26 protein-coding genes and 1 tRNA gene are annotated in these 24,835 nt (G+C 61.5%); 15 read left to right on the top strand and 12 right to left on the bottom strand.

Features of this window, described 5'->3' with window-relative positions:
- Positions 1-147: 147 nt before the first annotated feature.
- A complete protein-coding gene (locus tag IEX64_RS18005) occupies positions 148-918 on the bottom strand; it encodes a DsbC family protein (RefSeq protein WP_188821843.1) in 771 nt (256 codons plus the stop codon).
- A gap of 82 nt (positions 919-1,000) precedes the next feature.
- On the opposite strand from IEX64_RS18005, the gene IEX64_RS18000 reads away from it, so the two are divergent.
- The 8 genes from IEX64_RS18000 to IEX64_RS17965 all read left to right on the top strand — a co-directional run bounded on the left by IEX64_RS18000 (position 1,001) and on the right by IEX64_RS17965 (position 6,327).
- Positions 1,001-1,297 (top strand): hypothetical protein, encoded by a 297-nt coding sequence (locus tag IEX64_RS18000; protein ID WP_188821815.1) that lies wholly within the window; start codon positions 1,001-1,003, stop codon positions 1,295-1,297.
- Between the two features lie 281 nt (positions 1,298-1,578).
- Positions 1,579-1,986, top strand: a complete 408-nt coding sequence (locus tag IEX64_RS17995; RefSeq protein WP_188821813.1) for a hypothetical protein — start codon at positions 1,579-1,581, stop codon at positions 1,984-1,986.
- A 156-nt stretch (positions 1,987-2,142) separates the two neighbouring features.
- On the top strand, positions 2,143-2,313 hold the full coding sequence (locus tag IEX64_RS24475) for a helix-turn-helix domain-containing protein (RefSeq protein ID WP_308422615.1): 171 nt from the start codon (positions 2,143-2,145) through the stop codon (positions 2,311-2,313).
- Between the two features lie 112 nt (positions 2,314-2,425).
- Complete coding sequence (locus tag IEX64_RS17985; RefSeq protein WP_188821811.1) at positions 2,426-2,896, top strand: helix-turn-helix domain-containing protein; 471 nt, start codon at positions 2,426-2,428, stop codon at positions 2,894-2,896.
- A 9-nt stretch (positions 2,897-2,905) separates the two neighbouring features.
- Positions 2,906-3,529: a GntR family transcriptional regulator gene (locus IEX64_RS17980; protein ID WP_188821808.1), complete on the top strand. Its 624-nt coding sequence runs from the start codon at positions 2,906-2,908 to the stop codon at positions 3,527-3,529.
- A 186-nt stretch (positions 3,530-3,715) separates the two neighbouring features.
- Positions 3,716-3,856 (top strand): benenodin family lasso peptide, encoded by a 141-nt coding sequence (locus IEX64_RS17975; protein ID WP_188821806.1) that lies wholly within the window; start codon positions 3,716-3,718, stop codon positions 3,854-3,856.
- Between the two features lie 57 nt (positions 3,857-3,913).
- Positions 3,914-4,585, top strand: coding sequence for a lasso peptide biosynthesis B2 protein (locus tag IEX64_RS17970; protein ID WP_188821804.1), 672 nt, complete (start codon positions 3,914-3,916; stop codon positions 4,583-4,585).
- Entirely contained in the window at positions 4,585-6,327 is a 1,743-nt protein-coding gene (locus IEX64_RS17965) for an asparagine synthase-related protein (RefSeq protein ID WP_188821802.1), read from the top strand. The genes IEX64_RS17970 and IEX64_RS17965 overlap by 1 nt, the downstream gene beginning before the upstream one ends.
- 36 nt (positions 6,328-6,363) lie before the next feature.
- On the opposite strand, the gene IEX64_RS17960 is transcribed toward IEX64_RS17965, so the two are convergent.
- The 4 genes from IEX64_RS17960 to IEX64_RS17945 form a co-directional block, all read right to left on the bottom strand.
- Complete coding sequence (locus IEX64_RS17960; protein ID WP_188821799.1) at positions 6,364-8,487, bottom strand: Atxe2 family lasso peptide isopeptidase; 2,124 nt, start codon at positions 8,485-8,487, stop codon at positions 6,364-6,366.
- 44 nt (positions 8,488-8,531) lie between these two features.
- Positions 8,532-11,117 carry a TonB-dependent receptor domain-containing protein gene (locus IEX64_RS17955; protein WP_188821797.1) on the bottom strand — a complete coding sequence of 862 codons (2,586 nt, stop codon included), beginning with the start codon at positions 11,115-11,117 and terminating at the stop codon, positions 8,532-8,534.
- Between the two features lie 90 nt (positions 11,118-11,207).
- A complete protein-coding gene (locus IEX64_RS17950; protein WP_188821795.1) occupies positions 11,208-12,203 on the bottom strand; it encodes a FecR family protein in 996 nt (331 codons plus the stop codon).
- Positions 12,204-12,235: 32 nt separating this feature from the next.
- Positions 12,236-12,844, bottom strand: a complete 609-nt coding sequence (locus IEX64_RS17945; RefSeq protein WP_188821793.1) for an RNA polymerase sigma factor — start codon at positions 12,842-12,844, stop codon at positions 12,236-12,238.
- Between the two features lie 328 nt (positions 12,845-13,172).
- Here IEX64_RS17945 and IEX64_RS17940 point away from each other — a divergent pair, with 328 nt between their 5' ends.
- The 3 genes from IEX64_RS17940 to IEX64_RS17930 all read left to right on the top strand — a co-directional run bounded on the left by IEX64_RS17940 (position 13,173) and on the right by IEX64_RS17930 (position 14,726).
- The gene (locus IEX64_RS17940; RefSeq protein WP_188821791.1) at positions 13,173-14,096 is read left to right on the top strand and encodes a HEPN domain-containing protein; all 924 of its coding nucleotides are present in this window, start codon (positions 13,173-13,175) and stop codon (positions 14,094-14,096) included.
- A gap of 70 nt (positions 14,097-14,166) precedes the next feature.
- Positions 14,167-14,436, top strand: coding sequence for a CopG family ribbon-helix-helix protein (locus IEX64_RS17935; RefSeq protein WP_188821789.1), 270 nt, complete (start codon positions 14,167-14,169; stop codon positions 14,434-14,436).
- Complete coding sequence (locus tag IEX64_RS17930) at positions 14,433-14,726, top strand: type II toxin-antitoxin system RelE/ParE family toxin (RefSeq protein ID WP_188821787.1); 294 nt, start codon at positions 14,433-14,435, stop codon at positions 14,724-14,726. Before IEX64_RS17935 ends, IEX64_RS17930 begins: the two co-directional genes overlap by 4 nt.
- 21 nt (positions 14,727-14,747) lie before the next feature.
- Here the strand turns inward: IEX64_RS17930 and IEX64_RS17925 are convergent, their stop codons facing one another.
- The 4 genes from IEX64_RS17925 to IEX64_RS17910 all read right to left on the bottom strand — a co-directional run bounded on the left by IEX64_RS17925 (position 14,748) and on the right by IEX64_RS17910 (position 17,563).
- Positions 14,748-15,158, bottom strand: coding sequence for a helix-turn-helix domain-containing protein (locus tag IEX64_RS17925; protein WP_188821786.1), 411 nt, complete (start codon positions 15,156-15,158; stop codon positions 14,748-14,750).
- The gene (locus IEX64_RS17920; protein ID WP_229710549.1) at positions 15,151-16,104 is read right to left on the bottom strand and encodes a phytanoyl-CoA dioxygenase family protein; all 954 of its coding nucleotides are present in this window, start codon (positions 16,102-16,104) and stop codon (positions 15,151-15,153) included. The genes IEX64_RS17925 and IEX64_RS17920 overlap by 8 nt, the downstream gene beginning before the upstream one ends.
- A gap of 14 nt (positions 16,105-16,118) precedes the next feature.
- On the bottom strand, positions 16,119-16,733 hold the full coding sequence (locus IEX64_RS17915) for an acyl-homoserine-lactone synthase (RefSeq protein WP_188821784.1): 615 nt from the start codon (positions 16,731-16,733) through the stop codon (positions 16,119-16,121).
- A gap of 62 nt (positions 16,734-16,795) precedes the next feature.
- Positions 16,796-17,563: a helix-turn-helix transcriptional regulator gene (locus tag IEX64_RS17910; protein ID WP_188821782.1), complete on the bottom strand. Its 768-nt coding sequence runs from the start codon at positions 17,561-17,563 to the stop codon at positions 16,796-16,798.
- Between the two features lie 700 nt (positions 17,564-18,263).
- On the opposite strand from IEX64_RS17910, the gene IEX64_RS17905 reads away from it, so the two are divergent.
- Together IEX64_RS17905 and IEX64_RS17900 are read left to right on the top strand one after the other, a co-directional pair.
- Complete coding sequence (locus IEX64_RS17905; RefSeq protein WP_188821780.1) at positions 18,264-18,485, top strand: hypothetical protein; 222 nt, start codon at positions 18,264-18,266, stop codon at positions 18,483-18,485.
- A complete protein-coding gene (locus tag IEX64_RS17900) occupies positions 18,482-19,654 on the top strand; it encodes a tyrosine-type recombinase/integrase (protein WP_188821778.1) in 1,173 nt (390 codons plus the stop codon). Before IEX64_RS17905 ends, IEX64_RS17900 begins: the two co-directional genes overlap by 4 nt.
- Positions 19,655-19,714: 60 nt before the next feature.
- On the opposite strand, the gene IEX64_RS17895 is transcribed toward IEX64_RS17900, so the two are convergent.
- Positions 19,715-19,788 (bottom strand) — tRNA-Cys (locus tag IEX64_RS17895).
- 209 nt (positions 19,789-19,997) lie between these two features.
- On the opposite strand from IEX64_RS17895, the gene IEX64_RS17890 reads away from it, so the two are divergent.
- The gene (locus tag IEX64_RS17890) at positions 19,998-20,522 is read left to right on the top strand and encodes a molybdenum cofactor guanylyltransferase (RefSeq protein WP_188821776.1); all 525 of its coding nucleotides are present in this window, start codon (positions 19,998-20,000) and stop codon (positions 20,520-20,522) included.
- Here the strand turns inward: IEX64_RS17890 and IEX64_RS17885 are convergent.
- Entirely contained in the window at positions 20,508-21,071 is a 564-nt protein-coding gene (locus IEX64_RS17885) for a winged helix-turn-helix domain-containing protein (protein ID WP_229710548.1), read from the bottom strand. The genes IEX64_RS17890 and IEX64_RS17885 overlap by 15 nt on opposite strands.
- Before the next feature lie 297 nt (positions 21,072-21,368).
- Positions 21,369-22,568: an LL-diaminopimelate aminotransferase gene (locus tag IEX64_RS17880; protein WP_188821772.1), complete on the bottom strand. Its 1,200-nt coding sequence runs from the start codon at positions 22,566-22,568 to the stop codon at positions 21,369-21,371.
- Positions 22,569-22,760: 192 nt separating this feature from the next.
- Here IEX64_RS17880 and IEX64_RS17875 point away from each other — a divergent pair, with 192 nt between their 5' ends.
- A complete protein-coding gene (locus tag IEX64_RS17875) occupies positions 22,761-24,623 on the top strand; it encodes a PHA/PHB synthase family protein (RefSeq protein WP_188821770.1) in 1,863 nt (620 codons plus the stop codon).
- Positions 24,624-24,835 lie beyond the last annotated feature (212 nt).

The following is a 24,835-nucleotide window of genomic DNA, read 5'->3' as shown; positions in this document are numbered from 1 at the left end:
AGCCTTTCGGCATCGATGGAATATCGCTGCCTGCCGTCGCGCGAGGCGGGCGGCTCCGAGAGGACCGCGCGTGTCGGCATTCCGGTCCACCGCGCCCCGGCAACGAAAGCCGGGCAGCTGGCGTCCGCCAGATGAGTGAATGGAAGGTCAGCGTGCGGCATCGTCGCCAGTCCCGCTCCTGGCCTCGTGCGAGTCCTGCCGGCCTTCGAGAAACGCCTCGAGTTCGGCCTGCTGGAAGCCCGGGATGAGCTTCCCGCCTGCGATGAGCGTCGGCGTTCCGCCGATGCCCATGGCCTTGACGAGCGCAGCATCGTCCGCAACGCGCGCCTTTCCTTCAGGGCAGGTCAGAAGCGTGTCCGGGGCTGCACCTGCGTAAATCGCATGGAAAGCTGCTGCCTGATCCTTCGAACACAGGATATGTTCGGCCTTGGCCGCGGAGCCCGGGTGAATCTGGCTCACGAAATAGATGAGGCGGCGCACCGGCTTGCCCTCGGCGGCCTTGGCCGCCCAGAACCTGTCGAGCGCGCGGCAATAAGGGCAATCGGGATCGGTGAACTCGATCACCGTCGGAGCCCCCTCCGGACCGATCGCAAGCGCTTTTGCAGGATCGATCAGCTTCATTCGCTTCGTGGCGCTTGCCTGCTGGGCAAGCGCGGTCACGTTGAGGCCGTTTTTGTCGTAGACCGTGCCGAAGACGATGTGGCCGCTGGCCGGGGCATAGTAGATCACCCGCCCGCCAGCGAAGGCCTGGTAGATTGTACCGTTGATCGGTGCGGGACCGAAGTCCTCGAACGCCAGATTGGTGAAAGTCTGGTGGAGCTGGCGCTGCGCGGCCTCGGCTGCCTGGCTCAGTACCTGGGCGTCGTTATTACCTGCCGCGGGTTCGGCTATTGCCAGGGTAGGTGCTGCCGCGCTCATCAGGCCCAAGGTGGCCATCATGCTTGCGGCCAGCGTGCTCATTGCCGGTCTGGCCAGGCAGGTCATCTTGAAGCGAAGGGGCATGGAGCGTGCTCCTGAAGAGGGAAGAAGAGGGGGAAACCAGAAGCTCTGGATCGAGGTGGATCGTGCGGCCGAGCGGAACCGGCGGGGCCGCCGTGGGCCGGACCTCATCAGGTTCGACCGCCTCGATCGCAAAGCCATCCGAGGTGGCAACGATGCGATAATGCGGAAGAACGGGAGGGAGCTGATCGGGGTGAGCGCTCCTGACACAACCGGCGAGCGCGAGCACGACGAGCGCGATTATCGTTGCTTGGCGCTTGAAAGCGAACATCTCTCACATGGCCTCCTTTTCCGGTAAGATGCTGCGCAAGCAGCGGATCTCCGGTTCCTGGATCGGGCTCGGGCAGAAAGCTTCGGGCGTTATCGGATGGTGATTGCCGTCACCCCTCGTCGGGATGGCTTGAGGTGAACCAATGACGCGGATCACGGCAACGGGCAGGGCACTGACGTGCCTGTTTCGGCATCTGCGTGCCGATTGCGGCACTGCCGTGCCGAAAATGCCTGTCAAATTGGCAGGAAACTTGGGTCGCGGGCCGTTCTATCAATGGCCCACGGTGCGAATCACTCGGAGCATGTCGCATGGCTGCGCGTTCATCGAGAACCTACAAATTGAGGCTGTCGGACAGAGGAATCGATCTCTTCCTGGATTGTCACAGCCGCCTCGCCCATCTCCTGCGCGAGTTCCCGCCCTATGGCGCAACGCTCCATGTCGCGGTCATGCTGCTTGATCGCATGGAGCCTTATGACCTTGCCGGCGAAGTGGCCGACCCGCGATGCGACCGGCTTGCCGGCAGTCATGTGCGTTTCGTGGGATCATCTTCGCAGCTGGCCGATGTCACCCAAAGGCTGATGGGGCGTATCGACGCGTCGGATGAGCCAACCTCGGTTACGGCTATCGGGCGGTTCTATCTGGCCGGGCTGCTGGCCTTTGAAAGCAGCGAAGATCACGACCTTTTCGAGGCGTATCGCAGGACAAGGGACGCGTAGGATATGTAAGGAAACGCCTTGCGACCTTTGGAGATGACACATGAGCGCATAGGAAAGCATCAAGCAGGGGGTGAACGAAGTTCTGGTGTTCGCTGAAGGACATGCTGCGGACGTCCTTGTTCGTCAGGTTGAGTTCAGGGCGTCGATGTCGCCGCGATCCGGGCACCGACAGGACTCTCGCGAGCAGCGTTTGCGCGCTGTATCGGCGTAACCAAGCGGACTTTGCTGAATTGGGAACGCGGCCGCCACCGTCCTACAGGGCCGGCCCAGGTGCTGCTTGCCTTGATCGCCAAACGCCCCTCGCTTGTCGGCGAACTCCTGCGCTGAACGGGCTATCGCTTTCAAAAATTTCATCAATATATTTGCAATTCTCCCAAATTGGGAACGATGGAGAATTGATTTCAGGCGTAATTAACACCAGCCTTGGCGCTGTCGGATTGTGTATCGGAAAGCTTTGAGCGGCTGTCAGGGGATCCCGGACGTGGCCAATCAAAAGCATTTCTGCACAAATGAAGAAGATATTCTGAACGAGATCAAATCGATCTCCGGAAAGTGTATCGAGGGACGGCGCAGGATGGAACGGATTACGCAAGCGCAATTGGCGGCTGAGGCAGGCATCGGCGTGCGATGGCTGCGCGAAATCGAATCCGGCAGTCCCAAGCCGTCGATCGAGGATCACCTTCGCTGCGCCGGACGGCTCGGCCTGCCTGCCGGCTACTTCTTCCTGCCAATGATGTTCCTGCAGAACCGGCGATCTTTCCCGGCTGACCTGCTCCATGGTGACATGAACCGGCTTCAGGAGCACTGCATCGAATTCATCATCGAGGATTACTACTTGGGAGCGGTCATTCGCAAAGGCCGCCGTGCAGGCGTTCCGGTCGATGATGCTTCTCTACGTGGAAGTGAGTGACGCGGCGCGATGTCGCCTGAAGCCGTCGCTGCCGAGCGGGTCTACCGGGGGCTCAAGCAGGTCATTCTCGAGGGGCGGTTCGCGCCCGGCACCATGCTTGTAGTTACCTCCTTAGCCCGGGAATTCGGGACCAGCATTGCTCCCGTCCGCGACAGCATGCAGCGGCTCGTGGGCGAGCGCCTGCTCGATCTGCACATTGGCGGCGGGTTCCAGATGCCGCGCCTCACCGTGGACGGGCTCACTGACCTTTATTCATGGCACCAAGATCTGATCAAACTTGCGCTCAAATTCCGACGATCCGGCACTTCGTCGAGCGACTATCAGCCCGCTTTCCCATCGATCGATGACAACGACACGCATGCCGTTGCGGAAGCAACGGCGGAGCTGTTTCTGCACATTGCCAGCTATTCGGGAAATCCCGAGCATGTCGAAGCCGTTCGCTCCGTTGGTGAACGGCTTCACGCGACTCGTATTCGCGAAACGAAGCTCTCCAACCGGCTTCACGAACTCGAACGGATATGGGCATTGGCCAGATCAGGCCCGTCACGTGACGCACAGGAGGCGGTCCGCCGCTATCATCGCCGGCGATTGCGGCAAGTCTCGAGGCTCATTCCTTCCGAGGATCAGGTCTGAAATTCACGCCGTGATTGTCGATAACCCGGCCCTTCACGGAGTGGTCTTTCCAATTCACAGGACAATGAATGAGTATTTTGGCTTATAAGAACTCAAATTGGAAACTTATAAAATCGACGTTTCGCGTACTGTCGCGATATCCTTCTCGCTGTCGCAAATCCCTGCGACGACAAGAAGGAGGTCATCATGACCGTGATTGACGAACATCGCGATGACGAGCTGATCGATCTCGGCGCTGTCAGCACCGAGACCAAGGGCGCCGTCCAGGGCGAAGCCGACCTCGAAGGTCAGCCGCGCCAGATCTTTGGTGCCATCTCCGACGACTGAGCAAACCGGCGCGCTCCGGCTCCTGCCGGGGCGCGTCACTGCCAAGGCGCCGCGACCATGTTCTTCTCTTTGCGCGACAATCTCCATCACTGCACGGCAAGTGGGCGCACGATCGTTCTCGACATCGAGGCCGACCGGTATTTCGCGCTGCCGCCCGGTATGGATGAGGCCTTTCGCCGCGCGGCAGGCGGTGAACCCTGCAGTCCGGATGATGACGGGGTGCTGCAACCGCTCCTCGCCCGGGGCATGCTCATCGAGCAGACGCAGGCCCCCGATACTGACTTATCCATTCGCATCATGCCTGCGTCCCGCGATGTCGTTGCGAGCGTAGGTCAACGCCCTGGCCCATCCATGCTCATGCAGGTCGCCGTTGCCCAATGCGTTCTCGCATGGCGGGTACGGCTTCGTGGATTGCCCGCGCTCATACGGGATATCGAAAGTCGCAAGCCTACCGCAGGGGCTGACGTTGCCTGGCGGCATGACGATGAATATGCCCGGATAAATGCGGCTTTCGAGGCGCTCGGCCTGATCTTTCGGCGCTCGGACCGGTGCCTCGTTCGCTCGCTCGCCTTTGTATGGATTTGCCTGCGCCGGGGTTTTGCTCCCAGCCTTGTATTCGGCGTGCAGGCCAGCCCGTTTTCCGCGCATTGCTGGGTGCAGCAAGGTGAGACCGTTCTCAATGACACCGTCGACAACGTCCGCCCCTTCACGCCGATCATGGTCGTGTAATGGCGCCGCGCTACATTCTCTTCCATTCGCCGGACGCAGATGAGCGCGAAGGTGCGGCTAGTCGGGCCGCGCAGCGCTGCGGCCTCACCATGGTTGCGGTGCCGGGCCCGTTTTCGCTCGTAGTGAGCGATGAAAGCGATGTTCTGCCCATTCCCGGTGGCGGCGCGGTGATCGGCACGATCTTTCATCGCCATGGTCCTCCTGAAGCGATCCGCGATCTGGATCAGCGTTGCGCTGAGGCCATTCGAAAATCGAACGGCGCACACCTGATCGAACGGTACTGGGGTGGTTACCTGGCGGCGTTCGAGATGCCCGGCGGCGCGTGCGTGCTGCGAGCCCCCCAGGGCGCACTGCCATGCTTCCAATTGCGGCAAGGCGGTCTGCACATCTTCGCATCCGATCCAGGCCTTCTCCTGAAGGCTGGGCTTCTGGCGCCCCGGATCGACTGGGATGAATTGCAGCGCCATCTCTTCGTGCGAGACTTGCCATCGCCCCGGACCGCCATCGCAGGACTGTGCGAGCTCCTTCCCGGTACATGCGCCTCTCTTGCCGAGGACGGCGAGGGTGTCAGCCAATGTTGGTCGCCATGGGACTATGCCGCCACGCTGGATGTCATGGAACCCGAGGAATGTGCCGAGCGATTGGGCCGCGCATTGCAGCAGTGTATATCGGCATGGGGTTCGCGCTACGCGAACATTCTTCTCAGCGTTTCCGGTGGCCTCGATTCGTCGATCGTTGCCACTACGCTGGCAGACCGGGGCCTTTCATTCTCGTGCCTGACGCTTGCTACGAGAGATCCAAGCGGCGACGAGCGTTCCTATGCCCGGATCATCGCCGCGCATTGCCATGCCCGCCTCCATGAGTGCGGCTACTCTCTCGATGCCATCGACCTCGATCGTTCAGTGGTAGCCCATCTCCCCCGTCCTTGCGGAAGGACACACGACCTGGCCTTTCGGGCCGTGGTCACCGCCACAGCGGCAGAGCAGGGCGCCGATGCCTATTTTACCGGGAATGGCGGCGACAACGTATTCTACAACAGCGCCTCGGCGCGCCCGATAGCGGATCGCTATCTGGCCGAAGGCATCGGCCCCGGACTCGTCCGCACACTGCGCGACGTGTGCGCTGTCACTGGTGCTGGAGCATGGCAGGCGATGCGCGAGGCCCGGCGAGTCCTGAAACGCAGTGGGAAGGGCTATGTCTGGCGAACCGATCCCTTGTTCCTGCATTCCGACATCGCCGCCCACGACAGCCGCCAACCCGCCGAACACCCCTGGCTTGAAGCGCCACGCGAGGCCTTCCCGGGCAAGGCAGGCCATGTCGCCATGTTGCTGCGCATGCAGCAGCATCTCGATGGCTGCGATCGCGCTCTGCCATTCACGCTGGTCAATCCGCTCGTCTCACAGCCGATCGTCGAAACCTGCCTTGCCATTCCTTCCTGGGCGATGTGCGCCGGAGGTATCAATCGTGCTGTCGCCCGCGATGCTTACGTATCACGGCTTCCACCCCAAATTCTCGAGCGGCGTTCAAAGGCGGGACCTGACAGCTTCATCGTGGAATTGCTCACAAGCCGATTGGGCGAGATCCGCGAAAGGCTGCTCGGCGGCCGACTCGCCTCACAAGGATTGCTCGATCTCGACGCTCTGGGGGCCTGCCTCGGTGAGAGCAGGCTGCATACGGCATCGGAGTACATGCGGATCATGGCTCTGCTCGATACCGAAGCCTGGATCGGACATTGGTCGTGACCATTCGCGCCAAACGACCAGCCTCGAAATTTGCTGTCAGGAGGCGGGACGAGACGTATTCGGGCCTCCATCGGCATCCTCTTTCCGGGCGTGCTCGGCCATCCGATCTCGTAACGCCTGCCAACGGGAAATCTCGGCGGGCGGCGCATCGGGCGCCGAACCTTTGAACCAGAAATCGAACCAGTCGAGGTTGCGCCGGTAGACCGCGAGGCGATGGGCCGGTTGCCATTTGACGTGGTCTTCGTGAGGGTAGACGAAGAGATCCACCGGCGCATCGGCTTCGACCAGCGCCGTATAGGTCTCCAGTGCGGGCAGAAGCTCATTGTCCGAAAGCTGCATGAGTACTGGAAACGCAACGCGCCGGGGCTGCTGAGCCCATGAGATTTCGTTCCAGAATCCCGGCGCGTTGTCCGACTGGCGCGGCCAGCCTGTCCGAACGTACTGTCGCGCGACGGCCGGGCCGAGCATGGCCAATTGCGAACGTTCCCAGCAGCAGCTGCTCATGGCGGCGACCGCGAAATACTCGCTGTGAAGACCCGCGAACTGCACCGTTGAAGCCCCGTCGCTAAGACCGGTGATGCCGACGCGCGCGGGATCGGCAATGCCGCGATCGATCAGCGACTGGACGGCTGTCTCGATCGACGACAGGACATTTTTCCTGTCCTTGAAATCCACAAGATCCGCCTTGTCGAGGTCGGTATAGCTCGTGGCGTCAGGGACAGCGACCGGCGAGCGCGGACGCTGGATGCTCAGCACCGCATAGCCGCGACCTGCAAAGGCCTGGATGGGATACTCGTCGCCCGTTCCGCCCCGCAGGAAGCCGCGCGAGATATACTGGACGACAATAAGCGGATAGCGCTGGTCGGGTTGGTAACCGGCCGGATAGACAAGGTCCCCGAAGCTCTCGGTGCCATAGGCGGTCTTCCATGTGAGCCGCTCGACCTTTCCAAGCCGCAACTTGCCGAATTCCGGGTTCGGATCGAACAGCACTTCGTCCTGCCCGGGAGCAAACCGAAGTAGGCTGATATGCCGTGGCGCACTGGAGCCTTCCTCGACGCAGACCAGGTCATCCTTCAAGGGGGCGCAGTCGACCAGCAGGCCGGTCGTGACGTAAAGGCGTTTGACGGCTTGCGCACCGGGCTTCCATTCGTAGATGGCGGTCTTGCTGTTGGCCCAGCCTTCGAGGTGCGTGAAGCGGATCCGCTGGCCGTCGGCAGACCAGCCCAGCAAGGTCGTGACCGATCGGCAGGCTTGCGCCTCGCAACTCATGGGCGATCCGGTAGAGTCTTCCGCCATCAGTTGCGGATGCGGTGGAAATCGTTTCGATAGCGTCGGCTTGGTCCAGGCCCGTCTTCCGGATGGCGAGAGCGCAACGGCAATCGCGCCCGGCGGGCCGCGTGGTTTGTCATCCTGCAACAAGGCTGCTTCCGCCGGGGATGCCGCTCGAACCTTCCCGCTGGTCAAATCGAGCGTGAAGGTCTGGACCGGGATCGGTGGCGCGGGAAACGGCCGGGTGGAGGCGTTGGGTGCGAACCGGTTATCGAAATGAAAGCCGGAAAGGCCCTCCTCCTCGATCTGGCTCCACGCCGCGTGTAGAGCGGGACTGGCCGAATAGACGATCGTGCGGCCGTCCCTTGCGATCCGGAAATCGAGTATATCGGTATCGGAATGGGTGACGGGAGCACTGCGGCTCCCGTCGATGTGTGCCCGCCATATTTGTATGGTGGTTCCCGTGCGTTTCAGGAACGCGATGGCCTTATTGTCGGGAAACCACCTTGGCGTGATCACTTTTGCGAAGCCCGAGGGGAAGTCTGCCTTTCCTGGTAGCTCAGGGAAGCGCCAGCGAATGATGTCCGGATGCTGATCGACGAGCACGGCCTGCGCGCCGGGGCGTGCCTCCATCACGGCCATGCCTTGGCAATAGGTGTTGCTGCGCGGGTCAGCCCGGTGGATCTCGAATGCCAGCCATTTTCCGTCAGGCGACACCGAAACTATCGGCTGCCGCATATCGGGGATGGAGCCCATATCGCGCAGTTGTACGAGGTCGAGAGGGGTCAGTGCCCGATGCAGTCCATCCTCGTCCAGCTTGCCGGGAACGAGCGAACCGCAACCGACAGGGGCTGCCGAAGCCCGTTCCGCATAGAGAAGGCCAGCTACCATCAGTGCCGCTGTCGCCGCTTGGGCAAGGATGACCCGCATTGTGCTTACCAGGCCTTGGAAAGGCCGAGGCTGACACTTCGGCCTATGACGGGGTAATTGGTGGCATCGTAGGTCGGTGCGGCCGCGGATGAATTGCGGATCGTGGCCGGCATCTCGTTGAAAATGTTGAGCAGCGAAAGCGTGATCTCGATGCCGGAGAGAAATCCTGCCGTTTGCGAGGTCCGTACCTGCGCGACGGTATCGACGCTGGTATAGGAGCCGACACGAACGAAAGGCTGGTAGCGGTCATCGAGGGTTCCGCCGATATAGGTGATACTCGGGCTCAGCGTGAAATCGCCGCGCTGCCAGGTCGCACTGCTCCTCGCGCGCCAGTGCGGGGGATCGAAGATCGTGCCCGCGCGCTGGATCGTCGGTTGACCGTCGCTCAGCTTCTGGTTGCTCTTGAGGTAGCTGACCGCAGCATTGAAGCCCAACTGGTCCCCGCGTGCGAAAGTCAGCTGATAGTCCGCCGAGGCATCGACGCCCTCCAATGTCTGGCTTGCCGCATTCTGCAGGCTGTTGTCGACGATCGCGCCGACATTGGCGGGATCGAAGGGCTGTCCGGTCTGATTGACGAGCCCGAGCGGCAGCTCGGCAATGACCGCGTTCACCTGGTCTGCCGTCGGATTGTAGACGATCAGCCGGTCGTAGATGTCGTTCCCGAAGACCTGAGAGGACGAGGTCGCCGGTTGAACGACCCGGTCCTTGTAACGGGTATGAAAGTAGCTGACCTCCAGGCGAAGTCCCTCGGCGAATGTGGGCGTTGCGGTCACCGTGGCAGTCCAGGTTGTCGCCTTTTCCGGCTTCAGGTCCGGGCTGACGCCGCCGAGCAGGAGGACAGGCTGACCGCCCGGCGCTGCCGGTACGAAGTAGCTTGCATTGAGGAGATTGCCTTCGGGGACCTTGTTCATCTGCGCCAGTGTCGGGGCCTTGAACGATTTGCCCCAGGTTCCCTTGATCGCAAGACCGCTGACCGGTTCATAGACAACGCCGAACTTGGGTGTCGTCGTGCCGCCAAAACGCTCGTAATCCTCGTAGCGCGCGGCACCCGTCAGCCGAAAGCGATGAACCAGCGGCACGCCGTTCTCAGGAGCAACCAGCGGAAGCGAGAGTTCGCCATAGCCGAACCACACGTCCTGCCCGCTCGTGTAATCGACAAGCGTGCTGGTAATGCCGCCGCGCGTCGAGCGGATGTTGGCATCTAGGCTGACAGACCGCCACCCGCCGCCCAATGCGAGCCTGGCCTCTCCGCCCGGCAGTTGCAGAACGCCGCCTTCCGCGCTCGCTTCCAGCGTATCCAGGATGTTGTCATAGAAGATGCGGTTGCGGGAGGATTCCTTGCCACTCAGATTGGTCACGGTTTCAGCATCGGAATCGCTGCTGCCATGGACATAGCCCAGCGTTGCGAGCCATCCGCCCGGCAAGACCGCCTTGATACGCGGGGCGATGGACCAGGATTTGACGTCCCGCTGCGCCGCCGTGCCGTTCACCGTGAAGTCGCCTGTGGCGAGGAACGCCAGCGCCGTTTCCGAATGCCGTTTGCTGAACTGGCCGTCGAGCTCGACACTGAACGTGTCGTTGATCTGCTGATGCCCGGCAAGGACGGCGCTCTTTTGATTCAGCGAGGGATACAGCGTGGTCGAGCCGTCGAGCGTAGAGGTGATCGAGCGCTGCCCGGCCGCCACGTCCGTGGAACGGCTGAAGTCGCCTGCCACCATGAAGCCGCCGCCATCCCAGCGGCTGCCTGTCACGACATTGTACTGCTGCTGGACATCGCCGCCTTCGGTCGCGGCGCCCAGGCGCGCGGAAACCTTGCCGCCCTCGTAGTCCTGGCGAAGGATGACATTGGCGACCCCGCCGACGGCATCCGAACCATAGAGCGCAGAGGATCCGTCGGCGACGATTTCCACCCGGTTGATCGCTACGAGCGGGATCGCCGAAATATCCACGCCCTGAACAACGGAATCGTAGGCCGCACGGTGACCGTTGATGAGCGTGAGCGTCGCGTCGGCGCCAAGGCCTCGCAGGTTCAGGGTCGAGGAGGAGTTGAAGTTTTCTGACCCCTCCTGGACACTGCCGATGACGCCGGGGTTCTGTCCGCCTGCATAGTTCTGCGACACGCTGCGGGCATAGGCTCCAAGATCGGTGATACCGCGCCGTTCGATCTCTTCGCGGCTGCTGGCAACGACGGGCGAGGTTGGCACCGCGCCGCGTATGCGCGATCCGGTGACGGTGATTTCCGGTCCTATGGCGGCAGAGTCATCTGCCGACTGCGGCGAACGGGAGTTCTCCCGAATGAATACGGTGCGTCCGGAAACTTGCGCGGTAAGGCCTGTCCCCTTGAGGATGAGCGCGATGGCCTCTGCTGCGCTGTAGTGTCCCTTGAGGGCTGGTGCGCGCTTGCCGCTCAGGGCCTTGGACGTTGCGGCCAGTTCGAGGCCGGCAGCGCGCGTGACGGCATGCAGCGAGAACTTGAGTTCTTGCGCCGGGACATCGAAATCGCGCCGGGTGTCCTCCTGTGCCTGTGCGACCGAGCAGATCGCCGTGCTGGATAGAATGGCCGCGAGTATTAGCCGGCTCTTGTTGTCCATGTCCTTGCCCCTGTGGAGCCCGCGCTGTGTGCGGGCATCAGGGCTAGACGGGACAAGGCCGAAACCGGTGCGCGAAAAGATGCAAAATATCTATCGCGGCCGCAGGATGAGCTTGCCCGGTTGGCTTCTATCGACAGTCAGGTCGAGCAGAATGGCGAGCTTGCGCGCGACAGCATCGGCATCGCGAATGTCGAGATCGACGAAGATCTCCTTCTGCAGAAGTCCCGGCTCCGACACTGAAATCCTGCTGCTGGAATAGGCGTTGGTCTGCGCGATGATATCGCCGAGCGGCATGTCTTCGAAGCTCATCGTCCCGGACAGCCATCGGCCGTCTGCGGCGGGAGCGGCCTGCGGAACCGGCATGACAGCCTGCCGGCGCGATGCAAATTCCAACTTCTGGCCGGGAATAAGCCTGACAGGGGTGTCCTCGTTTGCGGATGAATTGTGCGCCATGGCGACTTCGACTGCGCCGCGCATCAGGTGAACGCGAACCTTGTCGCTGACTTCAACGTCGAACACAGTTCCTGTCGCTGTGACGCTTCCGCCGGGTGTGAGTACCACGAAAGGCCGCGAGGTATCACGTGCGACTTCGAAGCGGACGCGGCCGTGGGATAACTCGATCATGCGCCGGTCCGCCGAAAAGCGGATGGCAATGGCGCTGTCCCCGTCGAGCGTCACAACCGATCCATCGGGGAGCCGCGTGCGGCGAATGTCATCGGCATGGGAAGACCAGGATTGGGCGACTGTGGGGGCGCCGGAAACGATGTCTTTGCCGGGCGTTTGTTGGCTGCGTAGCACCAGGAACGCGGCCGAACTGGCTGCCAGGACAGACGCGAGGACCGCGACTGCCCACACGAATCCTGAATTGCAGAAAGGCCTTCGTCTTGTCGCTCTCGTGTCTGCCGGGTCCAAGTCGAGCTGAGCGGCACTCCATGTGGCGAGCCGCATTTCCCGGGCAACGCGGTTGTACACGATGAGGTGGTCCGGGCTGCGCACGATCCAGCATTCAAGACCCGCCCGGTGCCGTTCGGGATCACCGGCCATCTTCATCGCCCATTTATAGGCCTGGCGTTCGATCCGGTGCATCGGCCTTGAACGTCCTTCTGCTTTGCCAAGACTCACCGATGCCTCCGGCTCTGGTCGAGATGGGCAATGGCCTGCAGCATGTCGCGCTTTACCGTAAAGACAGTGAGGCCGAGGCGTGCGGCGATTTCCTTGTAGGTATAGCCTTCGACGCGGCTGAGCAGAAAGACCTTCAGCACTCGTGGTTTGAGCTGGCGCAGGACCTGCTCGTAATGGGCAAGCTCCTCGCGCGCTTCGAGTTGCTGGTGCTGATCGTACTCGACAGGCCGGTCCAGTCCTTCGACCAGGGGGACCGAAATCTGCGCAAGGCGGGTCGATCCGTGCTGGGCCCGGTCGATGAGCAGATTGCTGGCGATCCGGCGCAGATAGGCCTGCGGCGTTGCCATGTGCGTCGAAGGGGCTGCGCGCAGGAACCGGGTGATGGCTTCCTGCGCGAGATCGTCCGCCTCATCGGGGCTAGCGAACCTTGCCTGCCTGCGGAAGAACCGGACGAGCCTTGGGCGTTCCGTGCAAAGCAGGTCGGTCAGTTGCCGTTCCCGCTCCACCGGGTTGATGGTGCCAGCATGGGAACCGCCGGTATCGACGTAACCGGACGCTTCGTCCAGGGCAGCGGACGAACGCGGTGACAGGTGCGGAGAGCGCATGGGCAACACAGCCTGCGCCGGCCAAATACGAAGCGTTCCCGGCAAGCGGGACATTCGAAGCTAAGGTGTGCCGTGAGCCGAAGTGCTCCAGCCGACCGGCCATTGCGGACGGGCGTGTTGATGCCTGGCAGGATGATCCTGAGGACGGTCGCCAGCATTTCCGTCTCATCACCGGAATATGGAACAAACCATGGACTCCGGCAAGCCCTGGCGTGAATGAGGGGAGGGAGGGGTGATTAAATTGTTGCAAGAAGGCGTAATTATTGTGTGCCGTCGCATGCAATTGGCGCTGGGCAATCTTGCGGTGTTGCGTTTAGGGTGACGGTCCATGCGTACGGGAATTGATCATCTTCCACCGGCCAGGCAGCGCGAGCTGGAGCGCGTCGTCGGCGTCATCTTCGAGGAATTTCGCGAGGCGACCGAGCATGCGACCGGTCCGCGTGCCCGTGCGCAAATCCTGAAGATCGTCCTGTTCGGCTCATACAGCCGTGGCGATTGGGTCGATGCGCCGCTCTCGGCCAACCAGTACAAGAGCGACTACGACATCCTCATTATCGTCAGCCAGAAGGAGCTGGCCGATCGGGCCAAGTACTGGGCCAAGTGCGAGGAGCGGCTGATCCGCGAGTACATGATCGAGAAGGCGCTGCGCACGCCGGTGAACTTCATTGTCCACTCGCTCCAGGAAGTGAACGACGGACTGGCCCACGGCCGCATTTTCTTCCTGGAAATGGCCAAGGAAGGCATCGCCCTTTACGAATCCGACGAGCGCGAACTTCATCAACCCAAGCCGAAGACGCCCAAGGAGGCGTTAGCTATGGCGAGGGAGTATTTCGAGGAGTGGTATCCCAGCGCCGGGGAGTTCTTCGACGATTTCCAATCAAATTGTGAGCGGGGACGCTTCAAGAAGGCCGCCTTTGAGCTGCACCAAGCAACCGAGCGGCTCTATTCCTGTATGCTGCTCGTCGTGCAGAACTATACGCCCTACAATCACAACATCGCATTCCTTCGCACCCAGGCGGAGCGCCTTGACGGGCGGATGGTCGGCATCTGGCCGGAAGGCTCACGCCGCGAGCGGGCGATGTTCCAGAAATTGAAGGAAGCCTACACCAAGGCCCGCTACTCCAGGCACTACCGGATCAGCGAGGAAGAGCTGACCTGGCTCGGTGAGCGCGTCGAGGAACTTGGGCGGGTGGTCCACCTGATTTGCAGCGACAAGATTGCCGAATTGGAAAAGGCCGCTGCGCCGGTCTGAACGGTGTTGCTGCTTGCACCAATGTACATGAACGATTAGATTTTAATCAAACTGATTGAAAGCAAATCGTATGGTGGCTGTTACCCGCGTTATCACCGCCCATGTGTCCGCCGACCTGGCGGACAAGGTCGATGTCCTGGCGGAACGGATGGACCGGTCGCGTGGCTGGATCATGAAGCAGGCCTTGACCGCATGGATCGACCAGGAAGAGGAGCGGCACCGGCTTACGCTTGAAGCGCTGCATGATGTCGATGCCGGCAATGTGATCGACCATCAGAGCATCGTCGCCTGGGCCGAGAGCCTTTCCACGAAAGATCCGCTGGCACCGCCCTTGGCATGAAAATCCAGTGGACCAGCAAGGCTTCTTCGGACCTTGTTCGCCTTCATGAACATCTGAAACCATTCGCGCCCGATGCCGCGGCGCGCGTTGTCCAGGAATTGGCCCGTGCGCCGGGTAGGTTGCTGGACTACCCTCGCCTCGGCGAGAGGCTGGATGCCTTCGATCCTCGCGAGGTACGGCGAATCATCGTTGGCAATTACGAAATACGCTACGAAATTTCGCAGGCTACGATTTTCATTCTGCGTCTCTGGCATTGCCGGGAAAATCGGGGCGCTGGTCCCGATAACTGAGTATCCTCGATCAGGCGGCGCTTAATCGCTGCTGGAATGCGCTCTGCCGCCCGAACCGCACTGGCAGCACGATGTCATGAGTATGCGCGTCAGCGTATCGAATAATTGATCCATCATTTCGCGAAACGGCGATGCCAACTGGATGCCGACGCGCCGCAGGTCACTTTCATCGATGGTGCGCTCCACGAAGCCCTTGTGCACCATGATGTCGATCTTGCGGTGCGCGCTGGAAATGGGAATGTTGGCCGAAACGCTGAGCTGCCAGATGCAGAGCAGTACGCCTTCCCGGTCGGCGACATAAAGTTCGAGCAACATGTCCCAGATCGGATTGGCGCACAGGCCGGCCCCGAGCAGCTCCTTTGCGAGCTTGCGCTCAAGGATCAACGTCCGGCACAGCGCGAGGCGCTTTCCGCCAGCGGGGCCGCTATCCATGGGATGCCTGCCCACCTGGGGACACGGTTGCGGCAAGCGTGGACTGGCCGGACCTGGCAACGGTGCGCTTGGGATCAATCATACCACTTCGCCATGCCCTGATAAGCTCTTCCTGTTCGGGCAGCAGCGCGTCCACTGCGCCGGGCGTGTCGAGCGTGCCGTCGAGCAGGAGGGACGGGCAGCGCCCCTCGTAAGTACCCAGGTTCGGACGATGCACCTGGTATCCGGCAAGGCGGGCAAGGCTTTTCGGAAATTGCCGCGCGACTTCTGGCGGGTAGGCAAGCCAGGGAAGCTCGTAGGGTTTTAGCCAACCAAGGCAGTAGCTGATGATAATGCCGCGCCGGGGAAGGGCGGTATGGTTCGCGCCGGCTGCGTGCAGGGTCGAGCCCAGGAATACGAGTGCCGAGCCCTGCGCCATTTCTGCAATGACCGCTTCCTCGGGGGCGATGAGCAATTCATCCTGCTGCCGGTGGCTCCCGGGCCAGACGAGCGTGGCACCGTTGTCCTGCGTAAAGTCCGACAGCGGCCACATCACATTAATCAGGAACTCGACACCGCGCTCCTGCGCAACCAGGCCGCTGCAGGGCCACATGTCCTGATCGCGATGGGGCACCTGTGAGGCTGCGCCCGGCGCGAGTTCGATCGCCTGGGTGAGATTGAGCGAGATATGATCGCACCATGGTCCCAGCATGTCTTCGCCAATCTTGAGGATTAACTCGTGCTCGACCAGGCTCGCCGCATGCGAAGATCGCTTGAGCAGGCCGGCAAAGCGCCGCGTCTCGGCACCGGAAAAGCTGCCTTCGGAAAATCCGGTGTTAGCAAATTGCGGGGCGAGATCGGCGCCCAGTGCCGTGATCAGATCGGCCGAGACCAGGTCCGTGATGATGGCGTAACCCTGTTCATGTAGATCGGCCATGCACCGGGCGTGCGGTGAGATAGCGGTCATGGTTTCGCCCATCATCACTGGCTCAGCGCCACAAGGGGTGCGAGTTTTTCAGACCAGATCCCGGCCGCTTCCAGTCGCCCGGGCGTTTCGTCGTCGATGTGGATCATCAGGGCGGCGATCATGCCGCAGGAAAGATCCTGCGGCAGGCCAAGAGGCTCGCAGCGCCATCCGAACGAGAGGATCTGGTTGTACCAGGGCATGTCGGCCACGCAGCAGTAAGCGCGAATGCCATTGTCCTGAGCAAAGCGGGTCAGGGCGGTCGCGAGTTGATTGCGAACATACAGCCGCTCGGCCGCCCGGATGCTGCGGGACAGGCATAGCCGCGAAATCTCCCACACGTCCGGTGCGCTCGGAGCCCCCCGATCGCACAGGCCCGGGAAGATATCTCCCAGTACATGGGGCTGGGTGGTCGGCAAGAGCCGCAGCGAGCCCAGATGCTTGCCGTCGGTGCCCGCGATGATGAGATAGATCGTCGAGGGCGTGTCGAACTGGTCGATTTCATAGCGCCCATCGAGCGCGGGCAGGTCCCAGCGCAGGAGGTCGATGAATACGTGTTTGCGTTCCTGGTACATCTGGGCAAGCAGCGCGCCTTGCGCTGCCGCCCATCCGCCTTGAATGATGTGGGCCATGTTCGCCATCTCCTGTTGTGATGACGACAGGATCAGTGAAACGGACCTTCGCGAAAATTCCTCTATTTAGAGGATGTCCGGCGCAGACTGTGAAAGCAGATGTGTCCATCGAACAAGGACCGGAATACCAGCGCAGTCCGCTTGAAAACGCCGCATTTGCGCATGGCGCCGGTGATGTGCTGATGGACTGTGGCTTCGGAGAGCCCAAGGGCGTGCGCGATCTGGGTATCTCCCATGCCGGATGCGACAAGGCCCACGCAGTCTACCTCGCGCGGGCTGAGCCGGGGCAGGGTAGGCATCGTCCGCTCAAGGCCTAGCCGCATGCGAACCAGTTTGCGCGCAGTCTCGAAACCAAAGCCTGCGACGATATGCGTAGCCCCCTGAATATGCGGGGTCATGGAAACAGGCTGCGAGGTCGCGAAGGAGCAGGTCCCACGGTATTCCCCCGGCGAATGGACCGGCACGGTGACGCCGTCCTGGAGCCCGAAACTGGCACCTTCCTTGAGGATGGTTCGTTGACGTCTGCTCTGAATCATCTCCGCGCCGATGGCATGCCAGGCGTAGGGCGTGTTGCGACCGATGCTGGCGGCATGTACCGGATCGTCGAGATAATAGCGCTCGGTCAGGATCCGCTCGACCCAGCCGTCAGGGTAGTTTGATATTGCGACCGCCTCGTGGGCCGCAGCAACAAGATCGACATGGCTGACGAAAGCAAATTGCTCGAAGCCCAGCCTGCGGGTCGTTTCCAGCATGAGGTCAAAGAAGTCCGCATCCGAGCGCACCTGGCCGAGGCAGAGAAAAAACTCGATAAGCTCTGAACCGATAAACATGCAGCACTTCCCCTGTTGAAGCGCAGGCATTCGGTTTGGCTGGCGACCAGTCTATTCTCGCTACTTCGAAGCGTTTCCATTCAGCCAGGCTGATCGCCTGCAGGTTGTAGATGTGGCCATGGACAACCAACGTGCGCGCGCCCTGACCAATATGACCGCAACCAGTCCCGATTTCGGACTCGCGATCAACGGCATGAATATACTACTGGCCGCAAATTGGATCATGACATTTTTGTTACGCAATCGAGGCGGTCTATTTCAACGGCTCATGTGCTTATAGCGGTGACGATCAGCGGGCTCGATTTGCTCATTCCATTGGCATCGAAATTCGTATAACATTTTAGATGCTTCATGACACCGCGCCGGGCAATCCGTGAGGAACCCGCGACTTGGATGTCATCCACTTCCAAGACACTGCTGGCCCTTGCAGCCGTCGACGTCATCGTTGGCGCAACGGTCATGCGCTGCGGTGTGTAGGGGGCACTGCCGCACCAGCGGGACCATTTCCTTTTAGAGATACGCTCGTCGCAACCAGTTCATCAGAAACGGTCCGGTTGGCAGGCGCGGCGTTCGCGAAATGCCAGGCGCGCTTTGCCAAACGCTTACGCTTGTCGCGCATCAAGCCCACGCGAAGCACTTGGTTCGATGTCGGCCATAAGAGCGAAGTTGGAAGGGGAGGGAGTGGCAGAGGTCTGAGCGGATGGAACGTGCCATTCGAACTGAGACCGGTTCGGCAATGACGCAACCATCCCGTTTCAAACAGTCAGACCTTACTCGCGCCATCAAGGCAGCCGAGGCCGCCGGCATGCATGTCGGCCGGATCGAAATTGATCCCAACGGGCGAATCATCCTTCATGCAGTTTCTGCCCCCGGCGCGGCGATGCCTCAGCGTGAGAACAGCTGGGACGATCTTTTGCGATGAGACGCCGATTTCTGCCCAAATACGTGACGGCGTTTATCGACCGCCACGGCAAGGAGCGCTTGCGTTTTCGGCGCACCGGATTCGAAAGCCACTATTTCAAATCCAAGTTGGGAACCGAGGAGTTTCGACAAGAATATCGGGCATGCCTCGATGGTCGGGAAGTCGCCGCACCAGTCAAAGTTAAGCGCAGTGCTCCGGGGACTATTGATGACCTCGTGGCACGCTATTGTTCTTTGCCGACACGGCTAGGTCCGACTGAAACGACACAGCGAAAAATTCGCGGCATCCTGGAGAAATTCAGGAAGGAGCATGGCCATCGCACAGTTGCTGATCTGGAATTCGAGCATGTTGAGGCCATCTTGCAGCGAAAAATGGAACGGCGGAAGGTCGGCTCGCGAATGGAAGGCGGCGTTGAGGCCGCCCGCAAGCTCCGCAAGGAATTGGTCCGCCTTTTCGATTTCGCCGTCAAATCCCGGATGATAGATCGCAACCCTGCAACTCTGGCCGATCGCATCAAGATCGCTCCCGGCGAACGTTCCAAAGGCTTTTACAGTTGGACCGAGGGCGACATTGAACAGTATCGCGAATGCCATCCTCTAGGATCTCGCGCTCGGCTTGCGATGGAATTGATGTTGTGGACTGGGCAGCGCCGGATCGATGCTATTCATCTTGGCCCCAGGCATGTGGCGACCGGGCGAATTGAACTCAGCCAATCCAAGGGCGGGAAGGTCCTGGGATTACCCGTCGCACCTCAGCTACTCGAAGCAATCGTCGCCATGCCCCCATTGCCCGAAGGAGCAGACTGCTTCCTTCTGAATGAACTCGGGCGTCCTTTCACCAATGCAGGATTTGGAAACTGGTTTCGAGATCGATGTGACGAGGCCGGATTGCATCAGTGCACGGCGCACGGCCTGCGAAAGGCGATGATGCGGCGTCTGGCTGACGTTGAGACGAGCCAGCAAGGCCTTAAGTCCGTATCTGGCCACAGCCGCGATGAAGAGGTGGCAATCTATGTCCGTGGCGCTGAGCAAAGACGTCTTGCAGCGGCCGCTATCGCCCGAGTCTCGGATTGGGAGAAACTGCCTGAAACCAAAAAGGAAGATGCACTGGCGGAGGCCGCAAAATCGGCTCTGTCGGCGTGGCAAATGTCTAACCTTGGAAAAAGTTAGACATCGGGTTAGACATTTTTCCTCGTAACTAATTCAAATTAAAAAGAAAAATGAAAGGGATGGAGGCCCGAGCCGGAATCGAACCGGCGTATACGGATTTGCAGTCCGCTGCGTCACCACTCCGCCATCGGGCCATCCGTGTGGAGGAATGCGCGCCTAGCAACGGATCGGGCGGGGTGCAACTCAGATTCGCGCGTTCTGCCGGAAATCGCGCGGGGGCGTTCGCGGATTGCGGGTGTGCTGCCCCAATGATGCAACCGGCTGATGGCTCGGGCCTTTCTTCCGGGGCCCTCCCGTGCGTATGATGCCGGGCATCTTTCCCTCAGACTGCGGAGCAATTTCCATGATCCTAGGAGCCGTTCTCGCCGGGGGAATGTCCAGCCGTTTCGGCAGCGACAAGGCGCTTGCCGAACTGGGGGGGCATACGCTGCTGGCGCTTGCCGTCGATTCCCTGTCCGGCTGGTGCGAGCATGTGATCGTGGTCGGTCGCGAACTGGCGCCGGCACCGACCCACCCCGACTGGCCTGGTCCGGGCATGGGGCCGCTCGGCGGGCTGGCGGCGGCGCTGCGCCATGCTGTCGATGAAGGCTACGAGACGGTGCTGACCTGCGGCGTGGACGCAGGAACCTTGCCGGATGACCTGCTGCAGCGACTGTCCCCGGCGCCGGCCTGTCTTGCGGCGCAGCCGGTGATCGGCCACTGGCTGGCGTCTGCCGCTTCCGTTCTGGAAGACCTGCTCCACAGCGCAGAGCGGCATTCGATGCTGAACTTTGCGGGCAAGATCGGCGCGCGCAGGGTCGAGATTCCGATGGACATTCCCAACATCAACACGCCCGCCGATCTCGCAGCGCTTTCAAAGCCGGGCTGACATCCGCTCTTCGTCGGCATCCGCAATGTCGTCCGATCGGAAATTGTTCGGCAGACCGAATTCATCTGCGATGCGCAGGCTGTAGCCGCCTTCCGAGGCAGTCTCGATCACGCCGGTAAGCCCGGCAAAGCCCAGCTTGCGGCGAAGGCGAGACATGTGCACCGCGATGCTGTTCGTTTCCGGAACGAAACCCATGCGCCACACGTCCTGGATCAGCGCCTGCTTGCTGACGGTTCGGTTCGGACTGTCGGTCAGACGCCAGAGCAGCGCGAATTCGCGAGGGTTTAGGTTGAGCGGGCGGCCATTGCCGTATCCCTCGCGCGCCAGCAGGTCGAGCTGGAGCGTCCCGATCCGGCGCATGCGCGGCAACCAGTTCATCGCATCGGCAACCCGTCCGGCCCGCGCGTCGAGTTCCTCGATAGCGAGAACCTCGGGCAGGGCGTCGCCGAAGCCGAGCTGCAACAGCGTGGCACGCTCGTGTGCCCGCTTGACCCCGGTCACAACGATGAACCGCCGGTCACGCGCCGAGTAGGACGAAAGCACGCCCATCCATGAAATGCTGTCGAGATCCCCGGCGTTTATCAGGCCGAGGCATCCGCACCTTGCGGTGCGGTCCAGATCCTGTGTCCACCCGCGGCGTCGCAGGTCGAGGGCTGAGGGAAGAGGGCCTTCCCCCAGCCAGCAAAATTGAAAGGGCGTCCTTCCAAAAGGTTCCGTCGAGCCCATTAATCCCCCACTTTTCAATCACGGTGTGGGAAAAAGGATCGGGCGCGCAGGCGCTTTGGACAACTCCTATTGTCTTACAGGTCGTGCATGTGGTTTTTCCACATTATATGGTAGTTTACCTCAGGAAACCGGGGCATTTACGCCCATGGAGGTCAAATACCGCTTCACGTTGCGGGCGGCTTGTCGCAGGCGCTGTTCGTTCTCGACCATGGCGATGCGGACATAGCCTTCTCCGTCCTCGCCGTATCCGACTCCGGGTGCGACAGCGACTTCGGCATGGGTCAGAAGCTGCTTGGAAAATTCCAGGCTGCCCATTTCCTTCAGCGCCGGGGGCAGCGGAGCCCATGCGAACATCGAGGCCTTGGGGCTGGGGATTTCCCACCCGGCTCGGCCGAAGGCTTCCACCATCACGTCGCGCCGCTTCTGGTAGAGCTGGCGGTTGCGCTCGACGATGTCCTGCGGTCCGTTGAGCGCGGCACAGGCTGCCGCCTGGATCGGGGTGAAAGCGCCATAGTCGAGGTAGGACTTCACGCGGGTCATCGCCGCGATCAGGCGCTGGTTACCCACCGCAAAGCCCATGCGCCAGCCGGCCATCGAATAGGTCTTGCTCATCGAGGTGAACTCGACCGCAACGTCCTTCGCGCCCGGCACCTCGAGGATCGAGCGGGTCGGATTGCCGTCGTAGTAGAGTTCGGAATAGGCGAGGTCGGACAGGATCCAGACCTTGTTCTCTTTCGCCCATGCGACGAGACGCTCGTAGAAGGCGAGATCCACGGTCTCGGCCGTCGGGTTCGACGGATAGTTGACCACGAGGATCGAGGGACGCGGCACAGTGAACGCCATCGCCCGGTCGAGAGAGTGCCAGTAGCGTTCGTCCGGCGTGGTCGGGACCGAGCGGATCGTCGCGCCGGCGATGATGAAGCCGAACGTGTGGATCGGGTAGCTGGGGTTGGGGGCCAGCACCACGTCGCCCGGCGCTGTGATTGCGGTTGCGAGGCTGGCGAGCCCTTCCTTCGAGCCCATCGTGACGACCACTTCGCTTTCGGGGTCGAGTTCGACGCCGAACCTGTTGGCGTAATAGTTCGCCTGGGCGCGGCGCAGGCCGGGGATGCCCTTGGACTGCGAATAGCCATGGGCGTCGGGCTTGCGCGCGACTTCGCAAAGCTTGTCGATCACGTGATCGGGCGGCGGCAGGTCGGGATTGCCCATGCCGAGGTCGATGATGTCCCTGCCCGCCTGGCGTGCCGCGTGACGCATCGCGTTGACTTCGGCGATGACATAGGGCGGCAGGCGCTTGATGCGGTAGAACTCGTCTTCCATGGCCTCTTTAAATCCATAAATAGCGCGGCATGAGCGCCGCCCCGCCCCTGTAGGGGATTACGCTCGTTGCGCAAATGCCCGATCGTTGCAAAGATTGTAACACGAAGTGCTGTCAAAGGTGCCTGTTAGGGACTCGACACGAGCGTTCCCAGCGGCCACATCGGCAAGGCACAGCAAGGAGTTCGATTGCCCATGGCGAGCGATGCCAGCGACCTTTTGAATAACGTCCTGAGCACCCAGACCGAAAGCCTCGCGACCCTGTTCGGAGCCATGGTTCCCGCCGAGGGGACGCAGGAAGCCGAAACCGCGGTGCAATGGGCCCAGATTGCCGCCCGCATGCAGTCGATCTGGACCGAGTTCCAGGTCGAACAGCTGGAAAAGGCCAAGGACAGTCCGCCGCACTATGTCGATCCGGTGAAATGGGTCGCCACGGCGGAGGCGGTGTTCCGGCAATTGCCGCTGGCCAATCCCGAGGTGCAGCAGAACCTCTGGGAAGAAGGCCTTGCGCTCACCAACGCGGTACTCGGACAGTATGGGCTCGGTCCGCAAGCGGCCGGAAACGCGGAGGAAGCACCCGAACTGCCGCGCAAGGACCGGCGTTTTGCCGATCCGGAATGGCGCAATCAGCCGTTCTTTGCGGTCCTTCACCAGCTCTATCTGCTTCTGAGCGACAACATCAAGGACATGGCCGCATCGGTTGAAGGGCTCGATCCCGCACGGAAGGCGCAGCTCGAGTTCGCGACGAATGCCATCGTCGATGCGCTGAGCCCCGCCAACTTTCCCTTCACCAACCCGGTCGCGCTGGGCAAGGCCAGCGAGACGAAGGGCGAAAGCCTGGTGCGCGGCCTGCAGAACATGCTCGACGACATGCGCAAGGGGCAGCTGACACACAGCCGTCCCGGCGCCTTCGTGCTAGGCGAGAACATTGCCGTCACGCCGGGCAAGGTCGTGTACGAAACGCCGCTGTTTCAGCTCATCCAGTACACCCCTACGACTGATAAGGTGCTCAAGACGCCGCTGGTGATCTTCCCGCCGTGGATCAATCGGTTCTACATCCTCGATCTCAACGCCAAGAAGAGCTTCGTGCGCTGGGCGGTGGAGCAGGGCGTAACCGTGTTCATGGTGTCGTGGAAGTCGGCCGATGCGTCGATGGCGGACATGGTCTGGGACGATTACATCAAGGCCCAGATCGAGGCGATCGACGTGGTGCGCGAGCGGCTCAAGGTGCCTGCGGTCCATACCGTCGGCTACTGCGTGGCGGGGACGACGCTGGCGGCGACGCTGGCCGTACTGGCGCGCAAGGGCGAAGCCGACAAGGTTGCCTGCGCGACGTTCTTCACCGCGCAGGTCGATTTCGAGGAGGCGGGCGACCTCAAGCATTTCGTGGATGACCAGCAGATCGAGACGGTCGGCAAGCTCTCGCCCGAGGGCTATCTCGACGGGCGCTATCTGGCCGCGACGTTCAATGCGCTGCGCGGGAACGACCTGATCTGGAGCTACGTCGAGAAGAACTACCTCAAGGGCGAGGAGCATCCGGCGTTCGACCTGCTGCACTGGAACGGCGACGTCACCAACCTGCCTGCACGCTGGCACCGCGACTACCTGCGCGATCTCTATCGCGACAACCGGCTCGTTGTGGCGGACTCGCTTCAGGCTTGCGGGGTTCCGGTCGATCTTCACCGCATTGCAACACCCGTCTATATCCAGGCCGGGCGCGAGGATCATATCGCGCCGCCGCAAAGCGTCTGGAAACTGACGCACTATCTGTCCGGCCCGTGGACTTTCCTGCTCGCCGGGTCGGGACACATCGCGGGGGTGGTCAACCCGCCGTCATCGGGCAAGTACCAGTACTGGACCAACGATGGATCGCCCGAAACCCTCGAAGACTTCGTCGCCGGGGCCAGCGAGCATCCGGGAAGCTGGTGGCCGCACTGGCGCGAGTGGATCGGCAAGCTGGATTCGACAGAGGTTTCGGCCCGAGGAAAACGCAGGCCAGGCGGCCGCGGCGATCGCGTTATCGAGGATGCGCCCGGTCGCTACGTTGCCGAGCGTTGAGAAAGCATAGGCCTGTCCGGCGAATTCGGAGCGCACTGTCGGAACTTTTGAAGGCCCGAAGTGTCATGACGTCGACGGCTTGCCCGACTGCATCGAGCCCGATTGCCGGCGCCAGCGCGCGCGGTCTTTTGTTGCACTGCAGCATTTGCGCTGCAGTGCAACAAAATTTAATTTGACTTCGCGCCCGCACAAACCTATTTTGCATTGCAGCA

This window comes from Novosphingobium indicum, from assembly GCF_014645195.1.
GTDB lineage: Bacteria > Pseudomonadota > Alphaproteobacteria > Sphingomonadales > Sphingomonadaceae > Novosphingobium > Novosphingobium indicum.
The sequence above is the reverse complement of the archived record's forward strand: the minus strand, read 5'-3'. Positions and strand labels throughout refer to the sequence as shown.